Raw genomic sequence first — 25,368 nt, 5'->3', positions numbered from 1 at the left:
CTCATCACATGCCGCTGAAGGAGTCCACGATGTTGATCGCGGCCGGACCCATGACCACGATGAAGATCACCGGAAGGATGAACAGCATCAGCGGCGCCAAGACCTTGACGGGAATCTTCTGGGCCTTCTCCTCTGCGCGCTGACGCCTTTTGAGCCGCATTTCATCGGCCTGTGTCCGCAAAACAGTGGCGATGGAAACTCCGTAGGCATCCGCCTGGATCACGGCGCGCACGAAGCGCCGCAGGTCCACGACCGTGGTGCGGACGGTGAGTGCTTCAAAGGCCTGCCTGCGTGAGTTACCCATCTGGATGTCCTGCAGGGTGCGGACCAGTTCGTTCGCCAATGGGCCTTTGCCGTTCTGCGCGGCGCGTGCCATCGCAGAGTCGAACCCCAGGCCGGCTTCAACAGCAATGGTCATCTGGTCCAGGGTATCGGCGAGCTCAAGCTCGATCTGTTGGTTGCGCTTGGTTCCTTCGCTGTTGAGCAGGAGCTCGGGGAGAAAGTACCCGACCACGGAGACGCCCAGGGACATCAGCGCAATCACCGGTGGGGGGCTGGAGAGGGCAATGAGAACGTTCACGACGAGCGCTGTCACCAACCAGAGCAGCTTCAGGGTGAGCAGCTTTTCAAGGGTCCACGCGGCTGGCCGACCCGCGAGGGTGTGCTGCCGGTCCAATACCCGTAAGACAAGCGCAGGGGTCAGCCGCTTCGCAAGCGCAGACAGAGACACTGTGCGTTCTATCGTCGGTTGACCACTGGATGCGGCTACCAAAGTCACTCCGCCACGACGGAGATTAGCCTGGGCTCCGCGGCGGACAGGGTCTATCCCGGTCCACACCAGCCAGACTCCGGTAGCCACGGCGAGGGCGGTGCAGATGACGGCAAGAATGACGAGGGCGTCCATGGTCATCAAAACTTGATCTCCACAACCTTGCGCAGCCACAGACCACCGATCGTGAGCATCACCACGGCGAGGATCATCAGGCCATAACCAAGCACACTCTGGGTGAAGGGAGCAAGGTACCCGGGATTCGTCATCAGCAAGAATCCGCCCAGTCCAAAGGGAAGCACCATCAGGATCAGGGCGGACAGTCGTCCTTCAGCACTCAACGTAGCCACCTGGCGGCGGATCTCGTTGCGCTGGCGGATGGTGTTGGCCACGCCGTCGAGCACCTCGGCGAGATTTCCGCCGACCTCGCGGTTGATAGCGATCGCCTGGGTGATCCAGGAGAAGTCTTCACTTGCCATCCGAGCGGCGGTCGTGTCCAGGGCGACGCCGAGGTCTCGCCCCACCCGGGTCTCATTGACGATCCGCACGAACTCATCAGAGGTCGGACTCTCCGCTTCCTTCGCCACCGACGACAGTGCCTGCGGCAGGCTGTGCCCGGCGCGCAGGTTCGAGGCCATGAGCTGAAGCGAGTCATCGAGCTGCTCGGCGAACTGCTTCTGTCGCTTGGAGATCCGCAGCCCCAGGAGAATCTTCGCGCCCAGCGGCACCACAGCGGCGAGGAAGATCGCCAGCAGTGCCCCGCTGAGCAGCAGGCCGAGGGCGAAACCCACCACCGAGCCGACGAACACCAGGAAGATAAAGTCCTGGGGTCGGAGTTTCACTGCGGCGAGCTCCAGCGTCGAGGCGCCCACCGGCGTGCCGCGACGGTGGATCAGCCGCTCCACCAGTGCCGTCGCTGTTCCCGCTCCCCGCTCCAAAGCGCTGGGCATCGGGACGTGTCCGGGCCGGCGGCGTTCTGCAGGTACCCGCACGGGACCTGGGGAGATCAGCAGGTAGGCGAACACGCCTACGGCCAGTGCCACGATCAGCACCGCGCCGGCGAGAAGACCGCGCTCCACGAAGAGATCGATCAGGGGACCTATCACCGCGCGGGGCCAGTCTCGTGTTGCGAGAAGACTCCAGGGGACACGGTGATGCCGAGGTCGGCGAAGCGCTCGGTGAAGCGCGGGCGGATGCCCGTCGAGATTGGTTTACCGAGGAACTTGCCGTCGTCGTCGACGCCCGCTGAGTAGTCGAAGAGGAAGACGTCCTGGAGGGTGACGGTCTGACCCTCCATGCCATGGACCTCGGTGACCGCAGTGACCCGCCGGGTGCCGTCGCGGAGCCGGGTGAGCTGCACGATCAGATCCACCGCCGAGGCAATCTGTTCCCGGATGGCGCGCAGCGGCAGGTCCATGCCGGCCATGAGCACCAGGGTCTCCAGCCGAGCGATAGCGTCGCGAGGTGAATTCGCGTGGACGGTGGACAGGGAACCGTCGTGGCCGGTGTTCATCGCCTGGAGCATGTCGAGACTCTCCCCGCCGCGGACCTCACCGACCACGATCCGATCCGGTCGCATGCGCAGCGAGTTGCGCACCAGATCCCGGATACTCACCTCACCCTTGCCCTCGACGTTAGGCGGCCTAGACTCGAGCCTGACCACGTGGTCCTGCTGGAGCTGAAGCTCCACCGCATCCTCGATCGTGACAATCCGCTCACCGTCTGGGATGAACGAGGAAAGCACATTGAGCAACGTGGTCTTTCCCGAACCGGTGCCACCAGAGACGATGATGTTGAGCTTGGCCGCGACACAGGCATCCAGGAGCTCCGCCATCTCCGGGCTGAGCGTGCCGAAGCGCACGAGATCCGCCACCTTGAAAGGGTCCTTGCTGAACTTTCGAATGGTCAGCGAAGATCCGTTGAATGCCAGCGGCGGAATCACAGCATTCACGCGGGAGCCATCGAGGAGTCGGGCGTCGACCATGGGTGCGGACTCGTCGATCCGGCGTCCAATTCGGGACACGATGCGTTCGATGACCAGCCGCAGGTGCTCCTCAGAGGCGAATCGACTGGCGGCGCGCTGCAGCTGACCGGACTTCTCGATGAAGATCATGTCCGGTCCATTGACCATCACCTCAGTGACGGTTTCATCGTCAAGAAGCCGCTGCAGCGGACCATAGCCGAGCACGTCGTCCTGGACCTCGGCGGTGAGCCGCTTGCGTTCTTCGGCGCTCAGCGGGATGGAGGACTTCTCGATGACGGCGTTGAGCTCGGCTCGCACGAGGGCATGGAGCTGGCGCTCATCCAGGGACGGGTCGTTGAGCCGGGCACCGATGCGCTGGAACAGCGTCGCCGCTGCGCTGTCTTTCAGCCGGCGAAGTGCATCGTCGGGCTCCTCCGCACGAGCGGGTGCGGGTGGCCGCTCGCGGGCACTGGCCGCGGTCCGACGGGTGATGGGCTGCGCTGGAACCTCCGTGGAGGTCGCGGGCTCAGGTTCAGCCGGGCCTACCAGTGCCGGGGTCGGAGCGGCCGGCATCGCTGGGGTTTTCGGTGACTGAGTCTTCGGTGAAGGGGCTTTCAAGTGTTGGCCCGAGCTTTCTTGCGCGGCCTTCAGGCGTTCTGAGAGGCTCATGCTTTTCCTCTTTTCTTGACGCGGAGCCTGCCCCGTGGGTCCAGCTTGACCCCCTCGGGGAGCAGCGTGTTGACCAGTGAGGCAAGGGATTTCACCAACGGGTCTCGAACATGAGACTGCATGAGCGGAACCCCGACGTTGGCGGACCCTGGTGCACTCTTGGACCGGGGAATCGCCGTTCCCACCGGGGTGCCGAGAGTCTGCTCCACGTCCGCGAGCGACACCCCATCGGTTGCGTCGGCCCAGTTGACGACCACGTGATAGCGGTCAGTGAACATCTGCAGCACCGAGAGGGTGTCCACTACTTTTCGCATGCCGCTGACTCCAGTCACGCTCAGACCTGTCAGCAGCAGCGGATCGGTCGTGTGGTCCAGTGCCCCCAGCGTGTGGTCCGAAAGCCCCGGAGAGGTGTCGACGACCACGTAGGGAAACTCTTGCGTCAGCACCTTGAGCAGTTGGCTGATCTGGGCGCTGGTGATGCCATCGGCCTCCGCAGGGTGCGCTGGCGCCGGCAACACATAGAGCCCTGTCTCGTGCAGCGTCAACCTGGTCTTCAGCGCGATGGTGTCTCCGCTTGCCACACTCTGCAGCGCCTCGGCCATGAAGTGTTCCGGCGAGAGGTTCAGCGTCGTAGCCACGTCGCCAAACTGGAGATCCAGATCCACGATCACCGTGGAGTAGGGCACAGCCTGGGCCAGAGCGACGGCGAGGTTGGTCGCCACCGTCGTCTTGCCCACTCCTCCCTTGGAAGAGACCACAGTAATCACCCTGCCAGTGGGTGTCGCTGATTCCTGAGTGGCGTGCCGTGCAGCACGAGTGTCAGCTAGCTGAGATGCGTCACCGAGGGCCTGTCGAACCTCATCAGCATCGGCCGTGACAGAAAGGAGGTCCTTGACTCCGGCGCGCATGGCCCGCAGCCCCATCCCCTCAGGCTGGTCGGTGACCAACAGCACCACCGTGTCGGGGTGCTCAGTATGGAATCGGGCGGCCAGCGCAAGACAAAGATCTGGGTCACACCGTGAATCCAGCACCAGCACGCCCGGCACCGGGGCCCCATTGAGCCGGCCCAACAAATCCGAAGGGTTCTCCGAATAGGGCACCGGCAAGGACAGAAATCCCGCACCAGAGGCTTCCGCGTACGTCGGTTCGATGTCTGGCCCGGCAGCAGCTACTGCGATACGGCTCATCGCAGCACGTCCTCCACGCTCACAGGGCCCGCATCATCAATGGGGCCATCCTCAGGCTCCAGCGACAGCCATATCCCATAACTCTCGGCAGCGTGAGCAACCAGCTTGGCATCGGTGACGTCGACTGCAAGGGTCACCATGAGAGTCTCAGCGGCGGGAGTGGTGGTCTCTGTGCCATCTTCTTCCACAGTTTGGGCCACACCGCCCTGGACTCGGGTGACCAAAACCTTCTGCAGCGTTAGTTGCGTCTCATTATTGCCCGGGGTGACGAAGAATCCGACCGTGTCCCCGGCCGCCAGGTGCCCACCCATCACCCTAGCTGTGGCCAGCTGGACAGTGATCTCGTGGAAACCTTCGGGGGCATCGACCTTCGCGGGGTCTTCGAGCTCCTCTGGTGAGGCGAAGCGACCCTCGACCAGTTGTTCACCGGGATAGAGCGCCGTGGTCGTCAGCTCTCCCGCCACATCATCAAGTGTCCCGATCCCACCCGGGACGACCGCTGAGGCGGGCACCTCATCGGTGATCACGAGGTCCGTCATCTCGTCCACCGGGGTGCCCTCGGGTACCGATTCTGTCACCACCAGGACCGATTCCGGTGACATGTCCGCCATGGCGCGCTCATCTGCGGCGTTGACGTAGCTGATGACCAGCACTGCGGCAAGACCAGCGAGGATGACCGCGAGAATAGCGGCGAGGAAACGACGTGACAATGAATAGGCCTTACTCGGTCAGGGCCACAACGGCTGCGCCCAGGCGCGGTCCGCTCGGGCTGTAGTCGAAGTCTTCAGTCAGGTCGACGAAACGGTCGAAACTTCCCCGGATGCACCGATCAGCGCCTCCGCAAGGAGAGGATGATCGATACTGTGCGGCGAAATAGTATCCCGAGAGTGTGAAGGCGGCGTAGCCGAAAACCTTGTATTGGCCGCCACTGCCGGTTCCGGTGTACTCATCAAAGATTGGGAGAAGCACGGTCTTGCCGACCCATTTCTGGAATTCGGCGTCGGTGCAGATGGAGGGCACATTGTTTCCTGTGTCTGATCCGACCCACCCATCGATGATCGACTCGGTTTTCCCGCAGCTCTGCGCACTCGGGGTCAGCCACCCGAACCCTCCCGGCAGAAGATTGTTCGAAGGCCCTGTGCAGTCTGTCCCTGAAGCCTTGGTGAAGTAGATGGTCTTATCCGGTGTGGACGCGGGAATATCCACACCGGTAACGGCCCCAGAATCGTCCCGCATCACGGTGATGCCCGCCTGGGCGGCGAGCTCGCACCAGGAGAAGGCAAGCGGCAGGACCGCGGTTCCACCGGTGGGGTACCCCCACCGGGCACTGGACTGAGCCTGCAGGGTGGTGGAGTTGACGCCGAGGATCGGGGCGAACCAATGTTCGCGAACGGCGCTTGTCTGCACTGTCACTTGCCCGGCCGCTTCGTCCATGGAGTTGATCTCACCGGTCGCGCCGGCTGCGTTGAGATTCGCAGTCGCCATGCTCTGGGCGGTGGCGGCTGTGGTCGTGCAGTCATCGCGTGCACAGTCCTGAGCGATGGCAAGAGCTCCAGCATCTGCACCGGTCTGGAGTTGCTGCCGCTCGGCGTGCATCGCTCCGACATCGATGGCCAGCGCGGCCAGGATCATGATCGGGACCATCATCAGCGCAACGACGACAGCCGAGGCCCCGCGGTCACCTTGTCTCTCCCGACGCCGCATGAGAATCGCGCGGAGGGTCCTCAGCCGTTGCATCGCATGGTCCCCTTACCCGTAAGGGTGACGGACCCGATGCCACCGAGCAGATCCATCGGGTAGCTGATGGTCACCGTGGCAGTCCCCGGACCCGAGGTGCCGGCAGCCTCGCACGTGGCGGGGGTGATGCTGATCTGTCCCGCGGAGAGACTTGCCGAGGGTGCTGCAGAGGCGACCACTGCGTTTCGTGCGGCGGTTCGAGGATCCGTTCCACCCGAGGTGTCCTGCAGGGCCATCACCCGGACCCCATCACGGGCGGCATTGGACAGCACCGACTGCACGTGGAAGGCGTGGCCGAAGGCGAGGATGCCAAGCAGCATCAGCACCAAGATCGGAGCGACAAGCGCAAACTCCACTGCAGAGGCACCGCGATCACGCTCTCGTACTCTCACGTCTCGACCCTTCCGCAGGATTGAAGCAGCAGGGCCTTGAGCCCAAAGTTGCCGGTGGACCCCCTGAGGGACCACCGGCAACTAATCATGGGAAGCGGTTACTCGACCGTGCCTTCGCCACCTCCGGTGCCTCCGGTGAGCTCGGTGTTCACGTCACCGAAGAGATCATTAAGAGTTCCACCGAGCAGGATGACGGCCCCGATGATCACAACCGCGATCAGCCCGACCAGGAGGCCGTACTCCACGGCCGTGGCGCCGCGGTCCTTGCGGCCTTCGAAGCGATCAGTCATGAAGGACTGGAGGGTGGCGACGAGCGCGTATGCACGGTTCATGGTGATTCCTTCTCATCAAAATGGAAGCCCAGAAGAGGCCCTTGAAGTTGGCTCCTTTGTCCTTCCAGGAATCAGGTGCCGCTTTGATCATGACAGCGTTTTGCCACTTGCGCAAGTTTCTTTCTTGGTTACTTTGCGTTCTAGGCATGGTTGCTTCGTCGGTAGATTGACATGTGTACACAATTTTTGAGTGCTGTCATTCGAAGTTTCAGGCCGTCTTTGATGGCTGCAATGCAGGCCATGCGCCTGAAGTTCCCCGTCGTACAGGAAGTTTGCGTGTCATGCAAAACGTCACAACCAGCAGACCTCCGCTAACATCGAATAATGGACGAGGATCAGCTGGGCCTGCGTGAGTTGAAGAAGCAGATGACGAGAGAAGCGATCGCCGGAGCAGCGCTGAAGCTGACCCTGGCCAAAGGACTCAGCGATGTCACCATCGAGGAGATCGCGCGTGAGGCCTTCGTCTCTCCGCGGACGGTCTCCAATTACTTCTCCTCCAAGGAAGAAGCCGTGCTGGCCGCGGGCAGCATCGGCGCGGAACAGATCCTCGACGACTGTGACAATGTGCAGTCCAACGAGTCCCCGCTGAAGGTCCTCTGCGAGCAGCTCAGCGAATACGCCCGTGAGAACCCGGACCAGCTGAGACGCGCCTCCCAACTCGCACAGCTGGAGGACACGAACCCGTCGCTGCGGCCCTTCCGAGTCACCCAACAGGTGAAGCTGGTGCAGCTTCTCAGCGAGCGCATCGCCGTGCACACCGGCACCGATGTCAGCACAGACCTCTACCCCTCGCTCGCCGCCTCAGGCGCGGTCTCGGCCATGGTCACTTCACTAGCCCTCTGGTCGCGAAACAACCTTCCAGATGACAGGCTCCCAACTCTCATCCAGGACGCCTTCAACATCTTGAGCGCGGGGTACCCCCATCCCCCGGCAGAGGCCGCCAAGGTGCAGACAACAGACGCCTGAGCGCAGCCACTCCTGCGACTGACACAGGCACAAACGACACGACACGTGACCTTAAACACAAAAAGGCCCGGCCCCGTACCGGTGGAGATCAACTCCACCGGCAGGAAGCCGGGCCTCTTTCAGCAGAGGGAATCGACCCTCACCGCTGATGCGCTGAGCATCGACTCACTGAGCCAAGACGAAGGCTGCCTCGAGATCGATCGAGACCTTGTCGCCGACGAGGACGCCACCGGCCTCAAGGGCTGCGTTCCAGGTCAGGCCGAACTCCTTGCGGGAGATCACGGTGTTGGCGGAGAAGCCTGCGCGAGTCATGCCGAAGGGATCCACGGCCTGGCCGCCGAACTCGACCTCGAAGGTGACCGGCTTGGTGACGCCGCGGATGGTCAGGTCGCCGGAGATCTCGAACTCTTCACCGCTGGCGGTGATGTTGTTCGCCACGAAGGTCAGCTCGGGGTGCTTCTCGGAGTCCAGGAAGTCCTCGCCGCGGACGTGGGCGTCGCGGTCGGGGCTCTTGGAGTTGAAGGACACAGCCTTGACGCGGGCGTCAAGAGTGGCCACGTCACCCTCGGAGACGACGAGGGTGGCCTCGGCCTCTTCGAAGATGGCCCGCACCTTGGAGATGCCGGCGTGGCGCACGGTCATGCCGATCTCGGAGTGTGAGGAGTCAAGGTTCCAGGTGCCGGGGGTGAGGTTCGCCATGAAGAGGTCTCCTAGAGATTGCGGCCTCGCGCCGAGTGCGCAGGGCCATTGAGGTTGGTCAGATGTCTCAACAGCAGTCTGCCTCATTTTATTTCAAAACTGAAACATGCAGGCCAGAGTGTCACGCAGAGGTCCGTTTCACCATGGCCGTCTGGAGCACCACAGGGTCCACGCTGTCTCCCTGCATCAGCTGCAGCAGCAGGTCCACGGCCCGAGCGGCAAGCTCCCCCACCGGGTTGATCACGGTGGTCAGCGGCGGGCGGGTCAGCTGCGCGGCGTGGGTGTCATCGAACCCGACCACCGCGATCTGCTCGGGCACGACGATCCCCCGCGACTGCACTTCGTGCATGGCGGCGACCGCCATCAGATCCGAGGCGACGAAGACGGCGTCGAGATCCGGAGCACGTTCCAAGAGCCGCTCCATCGCCACCGCACCTGAGGCGGAGCTGAAGTCGCCGAACTCGACCAGGCCCGAATCCAAACCTGCGCGCTGCAGCGCCGCGGTCCACCCCGCCAGCCGGTCTGACCCGGCCGCCATGTCCTGCGGCCCCGCGATGGTGGCCAGCCGGCGTCGTCCCTGGCTGATCAGGTGCTCTGCCGCGAGCGCGGCACCGGAGTTGTTATCCACATCCACCCAGGGGATGCCGACGTCTCCGGCGTAGGGGCGACCCACGTAGACCGCGGGAAGCTTGGTCTCGTGGATCACGTCGGAGAGGTCATCGTCGCGGTGATGAGAGACGATGATCGCGCCGTCGGTGTAGCCGCCGCGCAGATACCGCTCGATCTTCTGCCGGCCCCCGGGCTGCCCCATGGCCAGCAGCACCTGCACCGGGGAATCCGCCAGCCGCTGGGTGATCGACGCGAGCATCGCGGCGAAGAACGGATCCGCAAAGACCCGATCCTCAGCCTCCGGCACGACGACGGCGATCGAATCGACCTCCTGATTCACCAGCGAGCGCGCTGCCCGGTTCGGCCGGTAGCCCAGCTCGGTCACCGCAGCCTCCACCGCGATCCGGGACTGCGCACGCACCCTCGGATCCAGGTTCACCGCCCGGGAGGCGGTGGCGCGGGAAACCCCTGCCCTGGCAGCCACATCCTCCAGAGTCGGCAGTCGCCGAGCCGGCATCGGGTCCCCCTTCGTCGGATGCGATCACCACAGCCTCGTGGCTTCGCTCAGTCCACCACACCCGTGGCCGCCACCTGTGCATACCAGTTCGCGGAGGCCTTCGGGGTGCGCGCCAGCGTATCGTAGTCCACCCGCACGATCCCGAACCGGCGGTCGTAGCCGAACGCCCATTCGAAGTTGTCCAGCAGAGACCACACGAAGTACCCACGCACATCCGCACCGGCCTCCTTCGCCCGATGCACCGCATGCAGGTGCTCCCGGATGTAGCTGAGCCGCTCATCGTCCTGGACGAAGCCCGCTGCATCGGGGGAATCCGGGTAGGCCGCCCCGTTCTCGGTCACGTAGAGCGCCACTCCGGCGGCACCGGTGTACTCCCGGTGCAGCCGCAGCAGCAGGTCATGCAGACCCTGCGGGAAGACCTCCCACCCCATCGAGGTGGTCGGCAGCCCGCGCGGCACCGAGGTCACATGCTCGGAGCCCACATTCGGGTTCGGGGACCCCTGGGCCCGTGCGGCAGCGGCGGCCTGGGCTGCGCGCTCCGGCTCCACCTCGGTGAGCAGCTCCCCGGTGTAGAAGTTCACCCCGAGCACGTCGATGGGGGTTGAGATGATCTCCAGGTCTCCCGGCTGGACAAGCCCCTCGCGCCAGAGCCCGGCCTGGTCTTCGAGCACGTCCGCCGGGTAGGCCCCGTCGAAGATCGCCCCGGCAAAGAACCGGTTGAAGCTGCCGTCGAGGCGGCGTGCGGCGTCCACATCGCCAGGTGAGTCCGGATCCGCCGGACGATAGTCGGTGAAGTTCAGCGTCAGTCCCAGCTCCAGCTCCGGATCACGACGACGTAGCTGCGCCACCGCCAGTCCATGTCCGAGCAGCAGGTGGTGCGCCGCGGCCAGCGCGTCCTCGGGCGAGGTCCGCCCGGGGGCGTGGTGTCCGTTGGCGTAGCCCAGGAACGCCGCGCACCAGGGCTCGTTCAGCGTGGTCCAGTGCCTGACCCGGCTCCCAAGCGCCTCGTGCAGCACCACCGCGTAGTCGGCGAAGAGCTCCGCCGTCCGCCGGTTCGCCCAGCCGCCCGCATCCTCCAGCGCCTGGGGCAGATCCCAGTGATACTGCGTGAGCCAGGGCAGGATCCCGGCGGCCAGGAGCTCGTCGACGAGGTCGGAGTAGAACTGCAGCCCCTGCGGGTTCACCGTCACCCCGTCGGGCATCACCCGAGACCAGCTGACCGAGAACCGGTAGACCTTGAGGTTCAGCCGCTTCATCAGGGCCACGTCGTCGCGGAAGCGGTGGAAGTGGTCACAGGCGACGTCCCCGGTGTCACCGGCATGGACCTTGCCCGGAGTGTGGGCGAAGGTGTCCCACACCGAAGGGGCGCGCCCGCCTTCTGCTGCAGCTCCTTCCACCTGGTAGGCGGCGGTGGCCGAGCCGAAGAGGAAGTCGGCGGGGAACTCCACGGTGCGCGGTGCGCTGGTGGGCTGGGTGGCGACGAAAGAACTCATTGTTTGACGGCTCCTTGCATGATTCCGGACACGAGCTGACGGCCCGCGAAGATGAACAGGATGAGCAGCGGCACGGTGGCCATGGTGGCCCCGGCCAGCACCAGCGAGTAGTCCACGAAGTGCGCCGCCTGTAGCTGCTGCAGCGCGACAGGCAGGGTGGGGTTCTGCGGACCGAGCACGATGAACGGCCAGAAGAAGTTCGTCCAGTTCAGGACGAAGGTGAAGAGGAACAGCATGGCCGCCGCCGGCTTCGCCGCGGGCATCGCGACGTGCCAGAAGGTGCGGATCATCGAGCATCCGTCCACGGTGGCGGCCTCGATGAGCTCATCGGGGATCGCCTGGCGCAGATACTGGGTCATCCAGAACACGCCGAAGGCCGTCACCAGGCCCGGCACGATGACCGCCTGGAGCTCCCCGATCCAGCCGAGCGTCGCCATCACCTGGTAGAGCGGAACCACCCCGAGCTGGGTGGGGATCGCCATGGTGGCGATCACGAACACCAGCAGCGGCACCGCTCCCTTGAAGCGCAGCTTCGCGAAGGCGTAGCCGGCCAGGGTGGAGAAGAACACCACCGAGACCGCGGTCGCTGTGGACACGATGATCGAGTTCATCGTGGCGCGCCAGAAGGGCACGGTGTCGATCACCGCGGTCGCGTTCTCCAGGAAGTTCCCGCCCGGAAGCAGCGGGAAGGAGTCCCGGGAGAGGATCGTGGAGTCGTGGCTGCCGATCAAGAACGACCACCACAAGGGGAACATGCTGCCCAGGATCACCGCGACCAGGCAGCCGTAGACGATCCAGCCGGGACCGCGGCCGGGGCCGCGGGAGCCGCCCCGGCGGCGCCGACGTGCTCCTGGTCGGGATCCGGCCCCGGAGCCGGACCTGTCGCGACCGAAAGGGTCGTCGTCGTTCTTGGGTGCGGCCGCCGGTCCCGTGCGCGGGATGATCGGCAGCGGCTTCTCTTCGAGCGCGCTCATCGCTTGACCTCCGAGCTTGAGATGCGGCGTGTGATGACGAAGTTGACCAGCCCGATGGCCACGATCAGCAGGAACAGCAGCACCGCCACTGCGGAGGCGAGCCCGAAGTCGGACCGGGTCCAGCCCAGTTCGTAGAGGTACAAGGTCATGGTCTGCCACTGGCCGTCCGCCCCGCCGCGGCCGTACTGGTCGAACATCCTCGGCTCGTCGAAGATCTGGAGCCCGCCGATGGTCGAGGTGATGATCACGAAGATGATCGTCGGGCGCAGGTTCGGGATGGTCACCGAGATGAACTGACGGACCTTGCCCGCGCCGTCGATCGCTGCAGCCTCATAGAGGTCCCGCGGCACCGCCTGCATGGCGGCCAGGAAGATCAGCGCGTTGTAGCCGGTCCAGCGGAAGTTCACCATGGTCGCGATCGCCAGGTGGCTGGGGAGCACGTCGGAGTGCCAGCCGATGGCGTCGATGCCTATGGCCTGCAGCGTCGAGTTCACCAGCCCGTAGCGGTCACCGAAGAGGTTGGAGAAGATCAGCGCCACGGCCACCGGGGTGACCACGTAGGGCACGAGCACGCCCATGCGCCAGAAGGTCTTGGCGCGCAGGTTGTAGTCGAGCAGGTAGGCGATCAGGATCGCGACGACCACCTGCGGGGCGGAGGAGAGGATGAAGATCGAGAGCGTGTTGCGCAGCGAGACCCAGAAGGCCCGCTCGCCGAGGATATGGGCGAAGTTCTCCATCCCGATGAACTCGCCCTGGCCCATGATCAGGTCCCAGTCATGGACGGCGACCCAGGCGGTGTAGATCAGCGGGAACAGGCCGACCACGGCGAAGAGCAGGAAGAACGGACTGATGTAGAGGTAGGGCGAGTACCGACGATCCCAGGCCGAGGCCCGGTGCCGGAAGCTGATCTGCGGCTTCCGACGACCGGTCCCGGCGGGTCCCGTCGGGCCGCCGCCACGAGGACTCGTGACGGCGGCCTCAGCCCGGGCAGGAGCGACCATGATCAGCGCAGGGCTTCCATGTCGTTGACGAACTTCTCCCAGGAGGACTCCGGATCATCGGAGCCGTCGACGTCGACCCGGTTGATCGCGTCCTGGATCGCCACGTTGATGGTCAGATAGTCGGTGCCCTTGAGCGGCTGGGTCTCCACGGCCTCGGCGCGTTCGGCCAGGATCTCCCCGGTGGGCGCGTCGTTGAAGAACTCGTTGGTGGCCGAGAGCAGCTCCTCGGACTCCAGCGCGTCCACAGTGGACGGGAAGGCGTTGACCACCTCGAAGGCCTTCAGCTGCTGTTCCGGAGCGGTGAGCCACTTGGCCAGCTCCTTGGCCGCCTCGACGTTCTCGCCCTGGGACGGCACGGTCAGGTAAGACCCGCCCCAGTTGCCGCCGCCGCCCGGGAAGGTGTTGGCGATGTCCCAGCCCTCGACCTCCGCGGCGTTGCCCTCGATGATGCCCAGCATCCAGCCCGGGCACATCATGGTCGCGAAGGTCTCCTCGCGCTGGAAGGCATCCGCCCAGTCGCCGCTCCACTGGGTCAGCCCGGCGGAGAGCTCGTTGTCCACGGAGGCCTCGAGCAGCTGGTCGTAGAGGTCCTTCACCTCAGGGTTCGTGTCGGCGATGATCTCGCCGCTCTCATCCTGGAAGGGCACCTCGACCTGGTTGATCATGCCCTGCCAGATGTTGTCGGAGCCGGAGTACCAGGCGGAGTCAGACGCGGCGACGAACTCCTCTCCGGCTGCGAAGTAGTCCTCCCAGGTGTCACCGAGGAAGTCAGCGACCTCTTCACGATCGGTGGGGAGCCCGGCCTCCTCGAACAGGTCGGCCCGGTAGCAGACGGCCTGCGGGCCGCTGTCGGTGCCGTAGCCGATGAGGCTGCCGTCCTCGAGCAGCGCATCCTCGTGCTTCCAGTCCAGCCACCGTCCCTCGACCTCGGGGTCCGAGAGGTCCTCGAAACGATCCGGGTACTGCTTGAACTCTGCGAGCCAGTCCACCTCCAGCGGCTCGATGTCCGAGGCGCCCTGTCCGGCGCCGAGGCTGTTGCGCAGCGAGTCACGGGCGTTCTCCGCGGTGTCGATCTTGTTGTGCTCGATGGTGACGTTGTCGTTGAGCTCCTCGTACTCCTCGAAGAGCTCCTCGTAGCCGAACTCGTTGAAGGTCGTCACGCTCAGGGTGACGTCCTCTCCCTCGGCCGCGCCGCCGTCCTCGTCGTCGCCGCCGTCGGCGGCACCGCCGCAGGCGGTCAGGGCCAGCGCCAGCACCGAGGTCAGCGCGACCCCCTGCAGGACCCGGGGATGACGCCGCCGGCTGCGGGCCGACGTCGGCCGCCGGCCCGGACGGGCCGCTGCGGAGGCGTTGCCCTCCGCATGATCAGTAGTCCTCATCACAGATGTCTCCTTAGAAGTGGGGTGCGAGCGGATCTCCGAAGCATCGTATGAGAGCGCTCTCACGGTGAGAAGAAAGTAGCACCCCCGGCGTGATTGTGGCAAGAGTCACAGTTCTTTTCGCCCAATTCCGTGCCCGGCAGAGTGCCGGGTGAGCCGCACGGAGCAGAGGTGAGACAGTAGACTCAGGTCATCTTGCCCACCTCACGACGCAGCCATGCGGAGGCTGGGCACACATTCATCAGTAGAAGGAGGTGCCGGTGGGACTGCTAGACAACCTTGAACGCGGCATCGAAAAGGCCGTCCGCGGTGCCTTCTCAGGACGAGGAGGGAGTCTCGGACCCGTGGAGATCGCGACCGCCGTACGCCGGCATATGGACCGAGAGTCCAAGACCATCGCTGAGGGTCAGAACCTGGCGCCGAACCTGTACAAGATCCGACTCGCCGCTGAGGACTTCACCGAAGCCAAGAAGTACGGAGTCGCCCTGGCCGAGGAGCTCTGCGAGGAGATCCTGCGCCACGCCGAATCCCAGGGATACACCCTGCTGGGCCCGGTGAAGGCGACGTTCGTGAAGAACACCGAGCTCAAGCGTGGTCAGCTGAGCATCGAATCACGCACCGACAAGGACCCACAGTCCGGACCGGTCGCGCCCCAGCAATCCTCCCCGGCTGCCGGCCCCAGCGCCGCGGCACCGCTTCCATCCACGATGTCCCAGCCCACGGTGACCCCGCGTCCGCCCGCGCCGGCTTCGTCGCCGTCCGCGCAGCCCACCGCGAGCCTGGAGTACGAGGAGCAGACCTACCCGCTGCGCCCGGACTCCACGGTGATCGGCCGCTCCACCTCGGCGGACGTCACCGTCCCCGACACCGGGGTCTCCCGCAAGCACCTGGAGCTCTTCCGCTCCGGCGGCGCGTGGTACGCCCGCGATCTGGGCTCCACCAACGGCTCCTACGTGGACGGCGAGCAGCTCACCAGCGACTCCCCGAAGGTCCAGCTCATCGACGGCGCCCTTATCTCGCTCGGCAACGCGCGCCTGCGCTTCCGCCAGGGCTGAAGGACACCGGGACATGAGTGAACTTGCTGTCACGGTGCTGCAGTTCGGCGTGCTGCTGCTGCTCTGGATCCTGATCCTCTCGATCATCGCCGCGCAGGGCCGGGACATGACCATCTCCAAGCGTTCCCGGGCCCGAGCCGCTGCTCCGCACCCGGCGCCCTCCCCGCGCAGCGGACCGCCCGCCCCTGCGGGCGCCAGCAACTCCGGTCCTGCGCAGCGTCCACGACCCCGGCGCCTGCTGGTCAGCGAGGGACCGCTGGCCGGGACCGAGCTTCCGCTCGGCTCCGCCTCGATCATGATGGGCCGGGCGCAGGAATGCACCCTGGTCCTCGATGACGACTACGCCTCCGGCAAGCACGCCAGGCTCTTTCCGCAGGGATCGCGCTGGTTCCTCGAGGATCTGGGCTCCACCAACGGAACCTGGCTCGGTGACGAGCAGCTCACCCGCGCCTCCACCGTGGAGCCCGGGGATCGCATCCGCATCGGCAAGACCGTCCTGGAGCTGAGGACCTAGCCCGTGGCTCTGGTATTCCGCTTCGCAGCGCGCTCCGACACCGGTGCCGTGCGCTCCAAGAACGACGACTCCGGCTACGCGGGTCGTTATTTCGCCGTGGTCGCAGACGGCATGGGCGGCCACGCCGGCGGCGACGTCGCCTCAGCCTCCACGGTGCTGGACCTGGCGCATCTGGACACGCGCGGATTCGCCGACCCCGACACGGTGCTGCCAGATGAGATCCAGACCGCGAACTCCTTCCTGAACAAGCTGGTCAAGGCCAACCCCAAGCTTGCCGGCATGGGCACCACCATCACCTCGCTGCTGATCACCGCGGACCGGCTGCAGTTCGCCCACATCGGTGACTCCCGGGCCTACCGGCTCAAGCGCGGACGCTTCCGGCAGGTCAGCAAGGACCACACCTTCGTCCAGCGACTGGTGGACGAAGGCCGGCTGGATCCCGACCAGGCCGAGTACCATCCGCACAAGAACGTGCTGATGCGCGTGCTCGGCGACGTCGACGCCTCCCCCGAGCTGGACATCACCTCCTTCCCGCTGGAGTCCGGCGAGCGCTGGCTGCTGTGCTCCGACGGGCTCAACGCGGTGGTCTCCGAACGACTGATCGAGCAGAAGCTGCGCTCCACCCAGAGCCTGGAATCGATCGTCGATGACCTGGTCGACCTCACCCTCGGCGGGGGCGCCCCGGACAATGTCACGGTGGTCTGCCTGGAGGTCGTCGAGGCCGACGAGGCGGCCCTGGCTCCCAGCGACGATCTGCCGCTGAGCGAAGCCGCCGTGGCCGCCGCCAGCACCAACTACGGCGGGGCCGATGCCACCATCGAGCTCGACGTGGTCCCGGTGGTCAACTCCGAGGCCTTCTCCGACCACGACGACGAAGACTCGCTCTCCCCGCTCTCCGCCGCGATGGTGCGCAAGAAGCTCGGCGCACGCCCGCACCTGCTCGTCGGTGCCGCGAACAAGGCCGCCGAGACCGGCACGATCCCGGTGGTAGGGCGCAATGTAGATGAGCACCCGATGGCCTCGCTGCTCACCGGCCAGCCCCTGCGCCCCGTGCGCCACACCTACTCCGAGCTGCTCGAAGAGCACCCCGACGACGCCTCCGCGACCGGCCGGCAGGCCCAGGACAGGGGCGACTCCGGCGCCGGGACTGCCGCCCAGACCGCCGCGGGCGCCGCGGGGACAGCTACCGCCGACGGGCAGTCCACGGACCAGCCGGACGCCGGTGCCCCCGACGCCCCTGCCGTGCAGACCTCCAGGGACTCACCGTCCTCCACCGATTCAGCATCCTCCGGCGACTCCGGGCCGCACCGCGCGGGCGCAGGTCTCGCAGAAGACCCCGAGAGCATCGAGGAGGAGCAGCTCGTCCTCGATGAGGAGGAGCTCGAGGCGCTGCAGACCACGCGTCGTCGCAGCTCCTGGTTCCTGCCCACCTTCGTGGCGCTGCTGGCGGTGCTGGTCGCCGTCATCACCTTTCTCGGCTATGTCTGGACCCAGACCCAGTACTACGTGGGTGAGGACGAGGGCGAGGTCGCCATCTACAGCGGCGTCTCTCAGTCCCTGGGCCCGATCCGGCTCTCCGAGGTCGACGAGCACGCCGAGATCGCCCTGGCGGACCTCACCGCGTACCACCGTGAACGGGTCGAGCGGGGCATCGCCGCCGACGACCGCGATCATGCCGAACACATCGTGGACCAGCTGCGCGCGATGGCCGAGACGAACGCCGACCCGCAGGAATCCGGCACCGAGGACGAGCCGAGCGAGGATGAGGCCGAGGAGCCCACCGACGCACCGGCCGATGAACCCGATGATGAGCCAACCCAGGACCAGCCAGCCGAGAATCAGGGAGGTGACCAGTGAACGCAGCAGCACAGCAGGTGTACAAGCCTCGCAGGAACCTCGAGCTGGTGCTGCTGCTGATGGCCCTCACCGTGGCCGTCGGCTCCCAGTTCCTGGTGGCGCTCGCCCTCGACGAACCGATCACCACCGACTACTACGTGGAAGGTGCCGTCTTCGCCGGACTTGTCCTTGCGTTCCACGTGGTGCTGCGACTGCGCGCGAAATACGCGGACCCCTTCATCCTCCCGATCGTGGTGACCCTCAACGGGCTCGGCATCGCGATGATCCACAGGCTCGACTTCACCCCCTCCTACTCCGGGGTGGCCGATCGGCAGCTGCTGTGGACCGGCGTCTCGATCGTGGCCGCCATCGTGCTGCTGTGGCTGCTCCGAGACCACCGCCGGCTCCGGCAGCTGACCTACATCTCACTCGCCGTCAGCGTCGTGCTGCTCTTCCTGCCGATCGTGCCCGGACTGGGCCAGGAGCTGAACGGGGCCAGGATCTGGGTGACCCTCGGACCGGCCTCCTTCCAGCCCAGTGAGATCGCCAAGATCACCCTGGCCGTCTTCTTCGCCGGATTCCTGGCCAACAACCGCGACCTGATCCTGCTGGCAGGCCGCAAGGTCGGACCCGTGACCTTCCCGCGACTCCGCGACCTCGCCCCGATGTTCATCGCCTGGATCATCGCTATCGGTGTGCTCGTGGTGCAGAACGACCTCGGCAACGCGCTGATGTTCTTCGGCCTCTTCGTCGCGGTGATCTACGTGGCCACCTCGAGGTTCTCCTGGATCGCCATCGGCGCGGTCTTCATGCTCATCGGCGCCGCCCTGGCCTACCAGTTCGTCGGGCACTTCCGCGACCGGGTCGAGATCTGGCTCAACGCCTTCGACCAGGACATCTACGAGCGCACCTTCGGCGGCTCCTACCAGGTGGTGCAGGGCCTCTTCGGCCTCGCCCACGGCGGACTCGTCGGCACCGGCCTGGGCTCGGGCAATCCGAACATGGTCTCGCTGGCGAACTCGGACATGATCATCGCAGCCTTCGGCGAGGAGCTCGGCTTCATCGGGCTCTCCGCGATGCTGCTGCTCTACCTCCTGCTCTTCAGCCGCTACATGCGCGCCGGACTGGGCACCCGCGACACCTTTGGCAAGCTGCTCGCGGTGGGCCTCGCCGTCGTGCTGGTGCTGCAGGTCTTCGTCGTCGTCGGCGGCCTCACCCGGGTGATCCCGATGACCGGCCTGGCTACGCCGTTCCTCGCCGCAGGCGGGTCCGCGCTGCTGGCGAACTGGCTGATCGTCGCGGTGCTCCTGCTGATCTCGCACTCCGCGCGGCAACCGGTGATCGTGGGCCCGATGGTCAAGGTGACCGGGGAGTCCTCCTCCGGGATCGAGTCCCGGCTGCAGCACTCGGACGGGCCTGGAGCCCGCGAGAGCGCGGTGCACCGGCACAGTGCGCAACGGCACCACGACGACGACCAGACCCGTCTGAACCACACCCCAGCTGACCAGCAGGCCCCAGCCGACCAGGGAGGGACGAAATGAACAACGCCATCCGTCACACCTGGGTCGTCTCCGTCGGCCTGTTCATCACCCTCTTCGTCGCGCTGTCGATCATCCAGGTGGCCATGACCGACGAGCTCAACGCCAACCCCAACAACGTGCGCCAGGTCTATGAGGACCGCGGCGCGCCGCGTGGGGCGATCACCGTGGACGGCGCAGCCATCGCCGAATCGGTCCCCTCGGAGAACTCCAGCTTCGACTACCAGCGCGTCTACAACGAGCCCGAGCTCTACTCCGGGATCACCGGCACCTACTCCATCGCCGCCAACCCCACCGGACTCGAAGGCACTCTGAACGAATACCTCTCAGGACAGTCCGACAGCCAGTTCTTCGACCGGATCACCTCGGTCTTCACCGGCGACACGATGGACGGCGGCCAGGTCGAGCTGACTCTGGACTCCGAGCTGCAGCAGCTCGCCTACGACCAGATCCCTGACGGCACCCGCGGGAGCATCATCGTCAGCGAGATCGCCACCGGCGACATCAAGGCCATGGCCGCCAAGCCCAGCTACGACAACAACCTCCTCGCGGTCCAGGACTCCACCGAGCTGGTGGCGAACCAGGAACGGCTGGAGACCGACCCGGACCTGCGCTACACCTCCCGGGCCATCTCCAGCACCCTCGCGCCGGGCTCCGTCTTCAAGCTCGTGGACCTCGTCGCGATGCTGGAGTCCGGTGACTACGAGGCGGACACGGTCCTGGCCAACCCGAACTCGATCACCCTGCCGGACTCGAACACCCAGCTGGAGAACTTCGGTCGCGGCATCTGCGCGCAGCGGCCCCAGGCCGAGCTCTCCTGGATCGTGGCGCAGTCCTGCAACACCCCGTTCGCCGAGGCCGCCATGGACCTCGGGCAGGGTCCCATCCAGGACAGCGCCGAGGCCTTCGGGTTCAACTCCGGAGACCTGGGCATCCCGCTGCGCGTGGAGACCTCGAACTTCCCCGAAGACCTCTCCGACGCCGCCCTGGCCCAGTCCTCCATCGGCCAGTTCGACGTGACCTCCACACCGCTGCAGATGAACATGGTCGCTGCCGCGATCGCCAATGACGGCACGCTGATGAAGCCGAACCTGGTCGACGCGATCCGCGGCTCTGATCTGCAGCTGCTCACGGCCTCTGAGCCTGAGACGCTCTCCGAGGTGACCTCCGGCGAGGTGGCCGACGAGATCACCGAGATGATGGTGGGCGTGGTGGAGTCCGGCACCGCCACCCGTGCGCAGACGCAGAGCTTCCAGGTCGCGGCCAAGACCGGCACCGCCGAGGTCGGCGACACCGGGCAGGTCAACTCGTGGATCACCGGGTTCGCGCCCGCCGATGACCCGCAGTACGCGGTCACCGTGGCCTATGAGCGGATCGACTTCGACACCGGGTCCTCCCTCACTGCGCCCCAGATGCTGACGATGCTCGAGGCGGCGATCGAATGAGGCCCGTGGTCGGCATCCTGATGGGTGAGCGCTATCAGCTCACCGAACGCATCGCCATCGGCGGCATGGGCGAGGTCTGGAAGGCCTCTGACCAGGTGCTCGGACGTACCGTGGCGATCAAGATCCTCAAAGAGGAGTACACCGGGGATGAGGCGTTCCTGCGCCGGTTCCGGGCCGAGGCGCGCCACACCGCGCTGCTCAACCACCCCGGCATCGCTGACATCTACGACTACGGCGAGCAGTCGGGCTCCGGCTACCTGGTCATGGAGCTCGTCCCGGGGCGCCCGCTCTCGGTCCTGCTCGAGACCGACAAGACGCTGTCCTGGGAGAAGACCCTCTCGATCATCGCCCAGACCGGTCGCGCCCTGCAGGTCGCCCATGACCAGGGCCTGGTCCACCGCGACGTCAAGCCCGGAAATCTGCTGATCACCCCCACCCGGCGGGTGAAGATCACCGACTTCGGCATCGCCCGGCTGGCAGATCAGGTGCCGCTGACCGCCACCGGACAGGTCATGGGCACCGTCCAGTACCTCTCCCCCGAGCAGGCCACCGGTCAGCACGCCACCGGCTCCTCGGACATCTACGCTCTGGGCATCATCGGCTATGAGGCTCTGGTGGGGCACCGCCCGTTCACCGGGGAGTCGCAGATCGCGATCGCGCTCAAGCAGGTCAACGAGCCGCCTCCGACGCTGCCGGACAGCGTCCCTGAAGGGGTGCGCGCGCTTATCATGTCGATGCTGGAGAAGGACCCCGGCAAGCGGCCGCTGACCGCGACCAAGCTCGCCGAGGCAGCCGACGCTCTGCTGCGCCATGACACCGAGTCCGCGCTGAAGGCGGTGCCCGCCATGGCCGCGCATCTGGACGGCGCCGAGCCCGACGCGGACGCGACCACCGCGATCCCCCGGGCCGACACCACCCCGACCGCCGTCGTCCCAGGCGCAAGCCGAGCCCCCTCGGCGCGCACCCCGGAGCAGCCGGCCCAGGCTCCGGAGAACACTGCTCAGTATGGCGCCGCTCCCGCAGCGGCCGGCGTCGCGCAGGCGCGCCCCAGTGCGGGCAGTGACACGCCCGAGTCCGGTGCGCAGAAGGAGCAGCGTCGACTCCACGGGGGTCGCCGGTGGTACTGGCCGCTCATCGCGCTGCTGGTGCTGGTGCTCCTCGCCCTGATCGGGTCCTGGTTCTTCCCCCAGCTCGGCGGCAGCAACGGCGAGGACGAGCCCACGCCGACCCCGACCGTCACCGAGACTCTCACTCCGGGTGCCGAGGTCGTGGAGATCGCCGAGAGCGACTTCCTCGGGCTCTCCCTGGACGAGACGACGGCGCGCCTGCAGGCGGCAGGGCTCGAGGTCCAGTCCGAGGCCGTCGCCTCCGGCCAGCCAGCCGGGGTGGTCACTGGGATCACGCCGACCGGCAGCGTCCCGGTGGGATCCACCGTCACAGTGCTTTACTCCGCAGGTGCCGGCGACCCCGCGCCCGAAGACCCCGCGCCCCAGGACCAGGCGCCCGGCGTCCAGGACGGCGGGCAGCAGGACGGCGGGCAGGGCGACGGTGGGCAGGGCAACGAATCGGGCCAGAACGGTGCTGAGCCGGGCGAGACCGGCCAGGACGACACTGGACAGGACGGCAACGGGCAGGACGACACCGGGCAGCAGGACCAGCAGGAACCCGATCCTGGCACCACCCCAGCCCCCACTCCCTCGCCCGAGACGCCGGACGAGGCGGAGGGTGCTCCTGAGGCGACCCAGCCGGATCCCAACGACGCCGCCGAAGACGCAGCACCTCAGGATGACCAGGCCGGTGTCGAGTCCGGCCCGGAGAGCACCGAGGATCCGAACCGGGCTGGCTTCTCCGCCGAGGATGAGCCAGGATCGGAGACAGGAACCGACACATGACCGAGAATGCAGAGCGCGTCCTCAACAACCGCTACCGAATCACATCGCTGATCGGCCGCGGCGGGATGGCCGATGTCTACCTCGGCCATGACCTCACCCTGGACCGCAAGGTCGCGGTCAAGATGCTGCGCCCTGACCTGGCCCGGGACCCGCAGTTCCAGGGTCGCTTCCGTCGCGAGGGCCAGTCCTCAGCTTCGCTGAACCACCCCAACATCGTCGCCGTCTACGACTCCGGCCGCGCCCAGGTCGAGGACCAGGCCCACCACGAGATCAAGACCCCGTTCATCGTCATGGAGTACGTCGACGGGGTCACCCTGCGGCACATCCTGCACGGCACCCCCCGGGTCACCGACACCGCCGACGTCGACGACGAACAGACCCGGATAACTGCCGAGTCCAGCAACAATGCCCCGACCGGGGAGACCGACGACGACGTCCTGGCCCTGGGTGACACAGGCCGGGTCCACGACGGCGAGGATCACCTCCCTGCCGCGCAGGTCGGCTCACAGCTGCAGTCGAAGATCGATCATGCACTGAACACGCCGCTCTCCGAGCGGGAGACCGCAGGCTACATGCACGGGATCCTCGGCGCCCTGGGATACAGCCACGAGAAGGGCATCGTCCACCGCGACATCAAGCCCTCCAACGTGATGGTCTCCCAGACCGGGCAGATCAAGGTCATGGACTTCGGCATCGCGCGGGCCCTGGCCGACTCCGCCTCCACGATGACCCAGACCTCCGCGGTGGTCGGCACCGCGCAGTACCTCTCCCCCGAACAGGCGCGCGGCGAAGTGGTCGACCACCGTTCGGACCTCTACTCGGCTGGCTGCGTGCTCTTCGAGCTGCTCACCAACCGTCCGCCCTTCCAAGGTGAGTCTCCCGTCTCCGTGGCCTACCAGCACGTGCGCGAGGAAGCGCCGATGGTCAGCGACTTCAATGCCAAGGTCAGCCCCGCGATGGAGTCGGTGGTGGGCAAGGCTCTCACCAAAGATCCGGCGTACCGGTTCCAGACGGCCGACGAGTTCAATCAGGCCATCCAGAATGCGGTGATCGGGATCGGCGTGGACGACGAGGACCAGCCCACCGCCGCGATGGCGGCCATCGGCGGGCGTCAGGACTTCAACCAGGTTCTCGCCGCAGGCGCCGTCTCGCAGTCCCCGCAGCTCTCGGCCCGCACCCCCGAGGACCCGGATCTCTACCAGGGCTATGACCAGCCCCAGGAACGGCCGCGTCGTCGTCGTGGGGGCCTGATCCTGATCTGGGCCCTGCTGATCCTCGCGCTGGCCGGAGGCGGCACCTGGGCGCTGATGAGCATGCTCGACAATCCGGAGGTCTCCATCCCGGATGTGACCGGAATGGAAGAGGACGAGGCGCTCGAGGAGCTGAACGCCGCGAACCTGAACCCGACCGTGGAGACCGAGGCCCATCCCGAGATCGACGAGGACCTCGCGATCCGCACCGACCCCGAGGCGGAGACCACGGTGGAGCCCGACAGCGCCGTGGTGCTCTACATCTCCACCGGCGCCGAGAGCGTGCGCGTCCCGGACGGCCTCCAAGGCTCCTCGGAGGACGAGGTCCGTGAGGCGCTCGAAGAGGTGGGCCTGGAGGTCGGCGAGATCAGCCAGGAGAACCACCCGAGCATCGAAGCCGACACATTGATCAGCACCGACCCAGATTCCGGCTCCTCGGTGGCGCCCGGATCCGAGGTGAACCTGGTGCTCTCCACCGGTCTGGTGACGATGCCGGGAGTCTTCGAGCGCAGCGTCACCGACGCGCGGACGACCCTGGAGACCCTCGGGCTGAACGTGGCCACCGTCGAAGACGAGCGCACCGACTACGGTGAAGGCACCGTGGTGGGCCAGCGGGTGGACGGCTCGTCGGTGGTCGCCGGCGACAACATCCCGCAGGGGTCCACGGTCACGCTGGTCGTCGCCGTCGCCCCGGAGGAGGCGCCCGAGCCGGCGCCCGAACCGACGCCCGAACCGGCGCCCGAACCGGCGCCCGACACCGATGATGGTGACGGCTCCGCCGAGCCCCCCAGCGAAGAGCCTGAAGAGTCCCCCAGCGAAGAGCCTGAGGAGTCCCCCAGCGAGGAGCCTGAGGAGTCCCCGGGCAACGGGAACGATGACTCGCCCGAGCAAAGCACGGACGAAAGCTCCGACGCGCCCGAGGAATCGCCTGAGGAGGAGCAGTCCCCGGAGGCCAACAGCGGCTCGAACGACGACTCCACCACAGACTCCGAGGAAGCCCCCGCAAACTCCGGGAACGGCGCCGGCGGCGGGAACGGCAACGGTGGCGGCGGGAACGAGAACAACGGCAACGCGAACGGCAACGGCGGCGGCAACGGCAACGGGAACAACAGCAACGGCAACTGAGATGCCGTTCACCCGGACCACCACGC

At 66.3% G+C, this 25,368-nt stretch carries 22 protein-coding genes; 8 read left to right on the top strand and 14 right to left on the bottom strand.

Going from position 1 to position 25,368, the window contains the following annotated elements; genetic code table 11:
* Positions 1-4: 4 nt before the first annotated feature.
* The 8 genes from ACHAA4_RS04765 to ACHAA4_RS04730 form a co-directional block, all read right to left on the bottom strand.
* Entirely contained in the window at positions 5-910 is a 906-nt protein-coding gene (locus ACHAA4_RS04765; protein WP_435773049.1) for a type II secretion system F family protein, read from the bottom strand.
* Positions 910-1,875 (bottom strand): type II secretion system F family protein, encoded by a 966-nt coding sequence (locus ACHAA4_RS04760; protein WP_435773048.1) that lies wholly within the window; start codon positions 1,873-1,875, stop codon positions 910-912. Before ACHAA4_RS04760 ends, ACHAA4_RS04765 begins: the two co-directional genes overlap by 1 nt.
* Positions 1,872-3,305, bottom strand: a complete 1,434-nt coding sequence (locus ACHAA4_RS04755) for a TadA family conjugal transfer-associated ATPase (RefSeq protein WP_494337965.1) — start codon at positions 3,303-3,305, stop codon at positions 1,872-1,874. The genes ACHAA4_RS04760 and ACHAA4_RS04755 overlap by 4 nt, the downstream gene beginning before the upstream one ends.
* A 92-nt stretch (positions 3,306-3,397) precedes the next feature.
* On the bottom strand, positions 3,398-4,159 hold the full coding sequence (locus ACHAA4_RS04750) for a CpaE/TadZ family protein (RefSeq protein WP_435773046.1): 762 nt from the start codon (positions 4,157-4,159) through the stop codon (positions 3,398-3,400).
* A gap of 425 nt (positions 4,160-4,584) precedes the next feature.
* Positions 4,585-5,298 (bottom strand): Flp pilus assembly protein CpaB, encoded by a 714-nt coding sequence (gene cpaB, locus ACHAA4_RS04745; protein ID WP_435773045.1) that lies wholly within the window; start codon positions 5,296-5,298, stop codon positions 4,585-4,587.
* 10 nt (positions 5,299-5,308) lie between these two features.
* Positions 5,309-6,292 carry a TadE/TadG family type IV pilus assembly protein gene (locus ACHAA4_RS04740; protein ID WP_435773450.1) on the bottom strand — a complete coding sequence of 328 codons (984 nt, stop codon included), beginning with the start codon at positions 6,290-6,292 and terminating at the stop codon, positions 5,309-5,311.
* A 20-nt stretch (positions 6,293-6,312) separates the two neighbouring features.
* A complete protein-coding gene (locus tag ACHAA4_RS04735) occupies positions 6,313-6,681 on the bottom strand; it encodes a TadE family protein (protein WP_435773044.1) in 369 nt (122 codons plus the stop codon).
* A gap of 134 nt (positions 6,682-6,815) precedes the next feature.
* Complete coding sequence (locus ACHAA4_RS04730) at positions 6,816-7,049, bottom strand: Flp family type IVb pilin (RefSeq protein WP_435773043.1); 234 nt, start codon at positions 7,047-7,049, stop codon at positions 6,816-6,818.
* Between the two features lie 324 nt (positions 7,050-7,373).
* Here ACHAA4_RS04730 and ACHAA4_RS04725 point away from each other — a divergent pair, with 324 nt between their 5' ends.
* Positions 7,374-8,015 carry a TetR/AcrR family transcriptional regulator gene (locus ACHAA4_RS04725; protein WP_435773042.1) on the top strand — a complete coding sequence of 214 codons (642 nt, stop codon included), beginning with the start codon at positions 7,374-7,376 and terminating at the stop codon, positions 8,013-8,015.
* Positions 8,016-8,180: 165 nt separating this feature from the next.
* On the opposite strand, the gene ACHAA4_RS04720 is transcribed toward ACHAA4_RS04725, so the two are convergent.
* The 6 genes from ACHAA4_RS04720 to ACHAA4_RS04695 all read right to left on the bottom strand — a co-directional run bounded on the left by ACHAA4_RS04720 (position 8,181) and on the right by ACHAA4_RS04695 (position 14,687).
* Positions 8,181-8,714 carry a YceI family protein gene (locus ACHAA4_RS04720; protein ID WP_435773041.1) on the bottom strand — a complete coding sequence of 178 codons (534 nt, stop codon included), beginning with the start codon at positions 8,712-8,714 and terminating at the stop codon, positions 8,181-8,183.
* A gap of 121 nt (positions 8,715-8,835) precedes the next feature.
* Positions 8,836-9,807 carry a LacI family DNA-binding transcriptional regulator gene (locus ACHAA4_RS04715; RefSeq protein ID WP_435773040.1) on the bottom strand — a complete coding sequence of 324 codons (972 nt, stop codon included), beginning with the start codon at positions 9,805-9,807 and terminating at the stop codon, positions 8,836-8,838.
* Between the two features lie 80 nt (positions 9,808-9,887).
* Positions 9,888-11,333: a GH1 family beta-glucosidase gene (locus tag ACHAA4_RS04710; RefSeq protein WP_435773039.1), complete on the bottom strand. Its 1,446-nt coding sequence runs from the start codon at positions 11,331-11,333 to the stop codon at positions 9,888-9,890.
* Complete coding sequence (locus ACHAA4_RS04705) at positions 11,330-12,307, bottom strand: carbohydrate ABC transporter permease (RefSeq protein ID WP_435773038.1); 978 nt, start codon at positions 12,305-12,307, stop codon at positions 11,330-11,332. Before ACHAA4_RS04705 ends, ACHAA4_RS04710 begins: the two co-directional genes overlap by 4 nt.
* Positions 12,304-13,308 carry a carbohydrate ABC transporter permease gene (locus ACHAA4_RS04700; RefSeq protein ID WP_435773037.1) on the bottom strand — a complete coding sequence of 335 codons (1,005 nt, stop codon included), beginning with the start codon at positions 13,306-13,308 and terminating at the stop codon, positions 12,304-12,306. The genes ACHAA4_RS04705 and ACHAA4_RS04700 overlap by 4 nt, the downstream gene beginning before the upstream one ends.
* A 2-nt stretch (positions 13,309-13,310) precedes the next feature.
* Positions 13,311-14,687: an ABC transporter substrate-binding protein gene (locus ACHAA4_RS04695; RefSeq protein ID WP_435773036.1), complete on the bottom strand. Its 1,377-nt coding sequence runs from the start codon at positions 14,685-14,687 to the stop codon at positions 13,311-13,313.
* 260 nt (positions 14,688-14,947) lie between these two features.
* Here ACHAA4_RS04695 and ACHAA4_RS04690 point away from each other — a divergent pair, with 260 nt between their 5' ends.
* The 7 genes from ACHAA4_RS04690 to ACHAA4_RS04660 are packed head-to-tail and all read left to right on the top strand — an operon-like array spanning position 14,948 to position 25,342.
* Positions 14,948-15,742, top strand: a complete 795-nt coding sequence (locus ACHAA4_RS04690) for an FHA domain-containing protein (protein WP_435773035.1) — start codon at positions 14,948-14,950, stop codon at positions 15,740-15,742.
* Positions 15,743-15,755: 13 nt separating this feature from the next.
* Positions 15,756-16,256, top strand: coding sequence for an FHA domain-containing protein FhaB/FipA (locus tag ACHAA4_RS04685; protein WP_435773034.1), 501 nt, complete (start codon positions 15,756-15,758; stop codon positions 16,254-16,256).
* Between the two features lie 3 nt (positions 16,257-16,259).
* Entirely contained in the window at positions 16,260-18,113 is a 1,854-nt protein-coding gene (locus ACHAA4_RS04680; protein WP_435773033.1) for a PP2C family protein-serine/threonine phosphatase, read from the top strand.
* Positions 18,110-19,633 carry an FtsW/RodA/SpoVE family cell cycle protein gene (locus tag ACHAA4_RS04675; protein ID WP_435773032.1) on the top strand — a complete coding sequence of 508 codons (1,524 nt, stop codon included), beginning with the start codon at positions 18,110-18,112 and terminating at the stop codon, positions 19,631-19,633. Before ACHAA4_RS04680 ends, ACHAA4_RS04675 begins: the two co-directional genes overlap by 4 nt.
* On the top strand, positions 19,630-21,075 hold the full coding sequence (locus ACHAA4_RS04670) for a penicillin-binding transpeptidase domain-containing protein (protein WP_435773031.1): 1,446 nt from the start codon (positions 19,630-19,632) through the stop codon (positions 21,073-21,075). Before ACHAA4_RS04675 ends, ACHAA4_RS04670 begins: the two co-directional genes overlap by 4 nt.
* Positions 21,072-22,967 (top strand): protein kinase domain-containing protein, encoded by a 1,896-nt coding sequence (locus ACHAA4_RS04665; RefSeq protein ID WP_435773030.1) that lies wholly within the window; start codon positions 21,072-21,074, stop codon positions 22,965-22,967. Before ACHAA4_RS04670 ends, ACHAA4_RS04665 begins: the two co-directional genes overlap by 4 nt.
* On the top strand, positions 22,964-25,342 hold the full coding sequence (locus ACHAA4_RS04660) for a protein kinase domain-containing protein (RefSeq protein WP_435773029.1): 2,379 nt from the start codon (positions 22,964-22,966) through the stop codon (positions 25,340-25,342). Before ACHAA4_RS04665 ends, ACHAA4_RS04660 begins: the two co-directional genes overlap by 4 nt.
* Positions 25,343-25,368: the final 26 nt, after the last annotated feature.

Origin of the sequence: Nesterenkonia maliinae, from assembly GCF_051262655.1 — a bacterium.
Lineage (GTDB): Bacteria > Actinomycetota > Actinomycetes > Actinomycetales > Micrococcaceae > Nesterenkonia.
The sequence above is the reverse complement of the archived record's forward strand: the minus strand, read 5'-3'. Positions and strand labels throughout refer to the sequence as shown.

Coding starts and splice junctions, on each gene's coding strand:
- ACHAA4_RS04720 (WP_435773041.1), bottom strand. CDS start 8,714: ATGGCGAACCTCACCCCCGGCACCTGGAACCTTGACTCCTCACACTCC.
- ACHAA4_RS04685 (WP_435773034.1), top strand. CDS start 15,756: ATGAGTGAACTTGCTGTCACGGTGCTGCAGTTCGGCGTGCTGCTGCTG.
- ACHAA4_RS04705 (WP_435773038.1), bottom strand. CDS start 12,307: ATGAGCGCGCTCGAAGAGAAGCCGCTGCCGATCATCCCGCGCACGGGA.
- ACHAA4_RS04740 (WP_435773450.1), bottom strand. CDS start 6,292: ATGCGGCGTCGGGAGAGACAAGGTGACCGCGGGGCCTCGGCTGTCGTC.
- ACHAA4_RS04660 (WP_435773029.1), top strand. CDS start 22,964: ATGACCGAGAATGCAGAGCGCGTCCTCAACAACCGCTACCGAATCACA.
- ACHAA4_RS04670 (WP_435773031.1), top strand. CDS start 19,630: ATGAACAACGCCATCCGTCACACCTGGGTCGTCTCCGTCGGCCTGTTC.
- ACHAA4_RS04755 (WP_494337965.1), bottom strand. CDS start 3,305: ATGCCGGCCGCTCCGACCCCGGCACTGGTAGGCCCGGCTGAACCTGAG.
- ACHAA4_RS04725 (WP_435773042.1), top strand. CDS start 7,374: ATGGACGAGGATCAGCTGGGCCTGCGTGAGTTGAAGAAGCAGATGACG.
- ACHAA4_RS04700 (WP_435773037.1), bottom strand. CDS start 13,308: ATGGTCGCTCCTGCCCGGGCTGAGGCCGCCGTCACGAGTCCTCGTGGC.
- ACHAA4_RS04665 (WP_435773030.1), top strand. CDS start 21,072: ATGAGGCCCGTGGTCGGCATCCTGATGGGTGAGCGCTATCAGCTCACC.
- ACHAA4_RS04765 (WP_435773049.1), bottom strand. CDS start 910: ATGACCATGGACGCCCTCGTCATTCTTGCCGTCATCTGCACCGCCCTC.
- ACHAA4_RS04710 (WP_435773039.1), bottom strand. CDS start 11,333: ATGAGTTCTTTCGTCGCCACCCAGCCCACCAGCGCACCGCGCACCGTG.
- ACHAA4_RS04730 (WP_435773043.1), bottom strand. CDS start 7,049: ATGAACCGTGCATACGCGCTCGTCGCCACCCTCCAGTCCTTCATGACT.
- ACHAA4_RS04695 (WP_435773036.1), bottom strand. CDS start 14,687: ATGAGGACTACTGATCATGCGGAGGGCAACGCCTCCGCAGCGGCCCGT.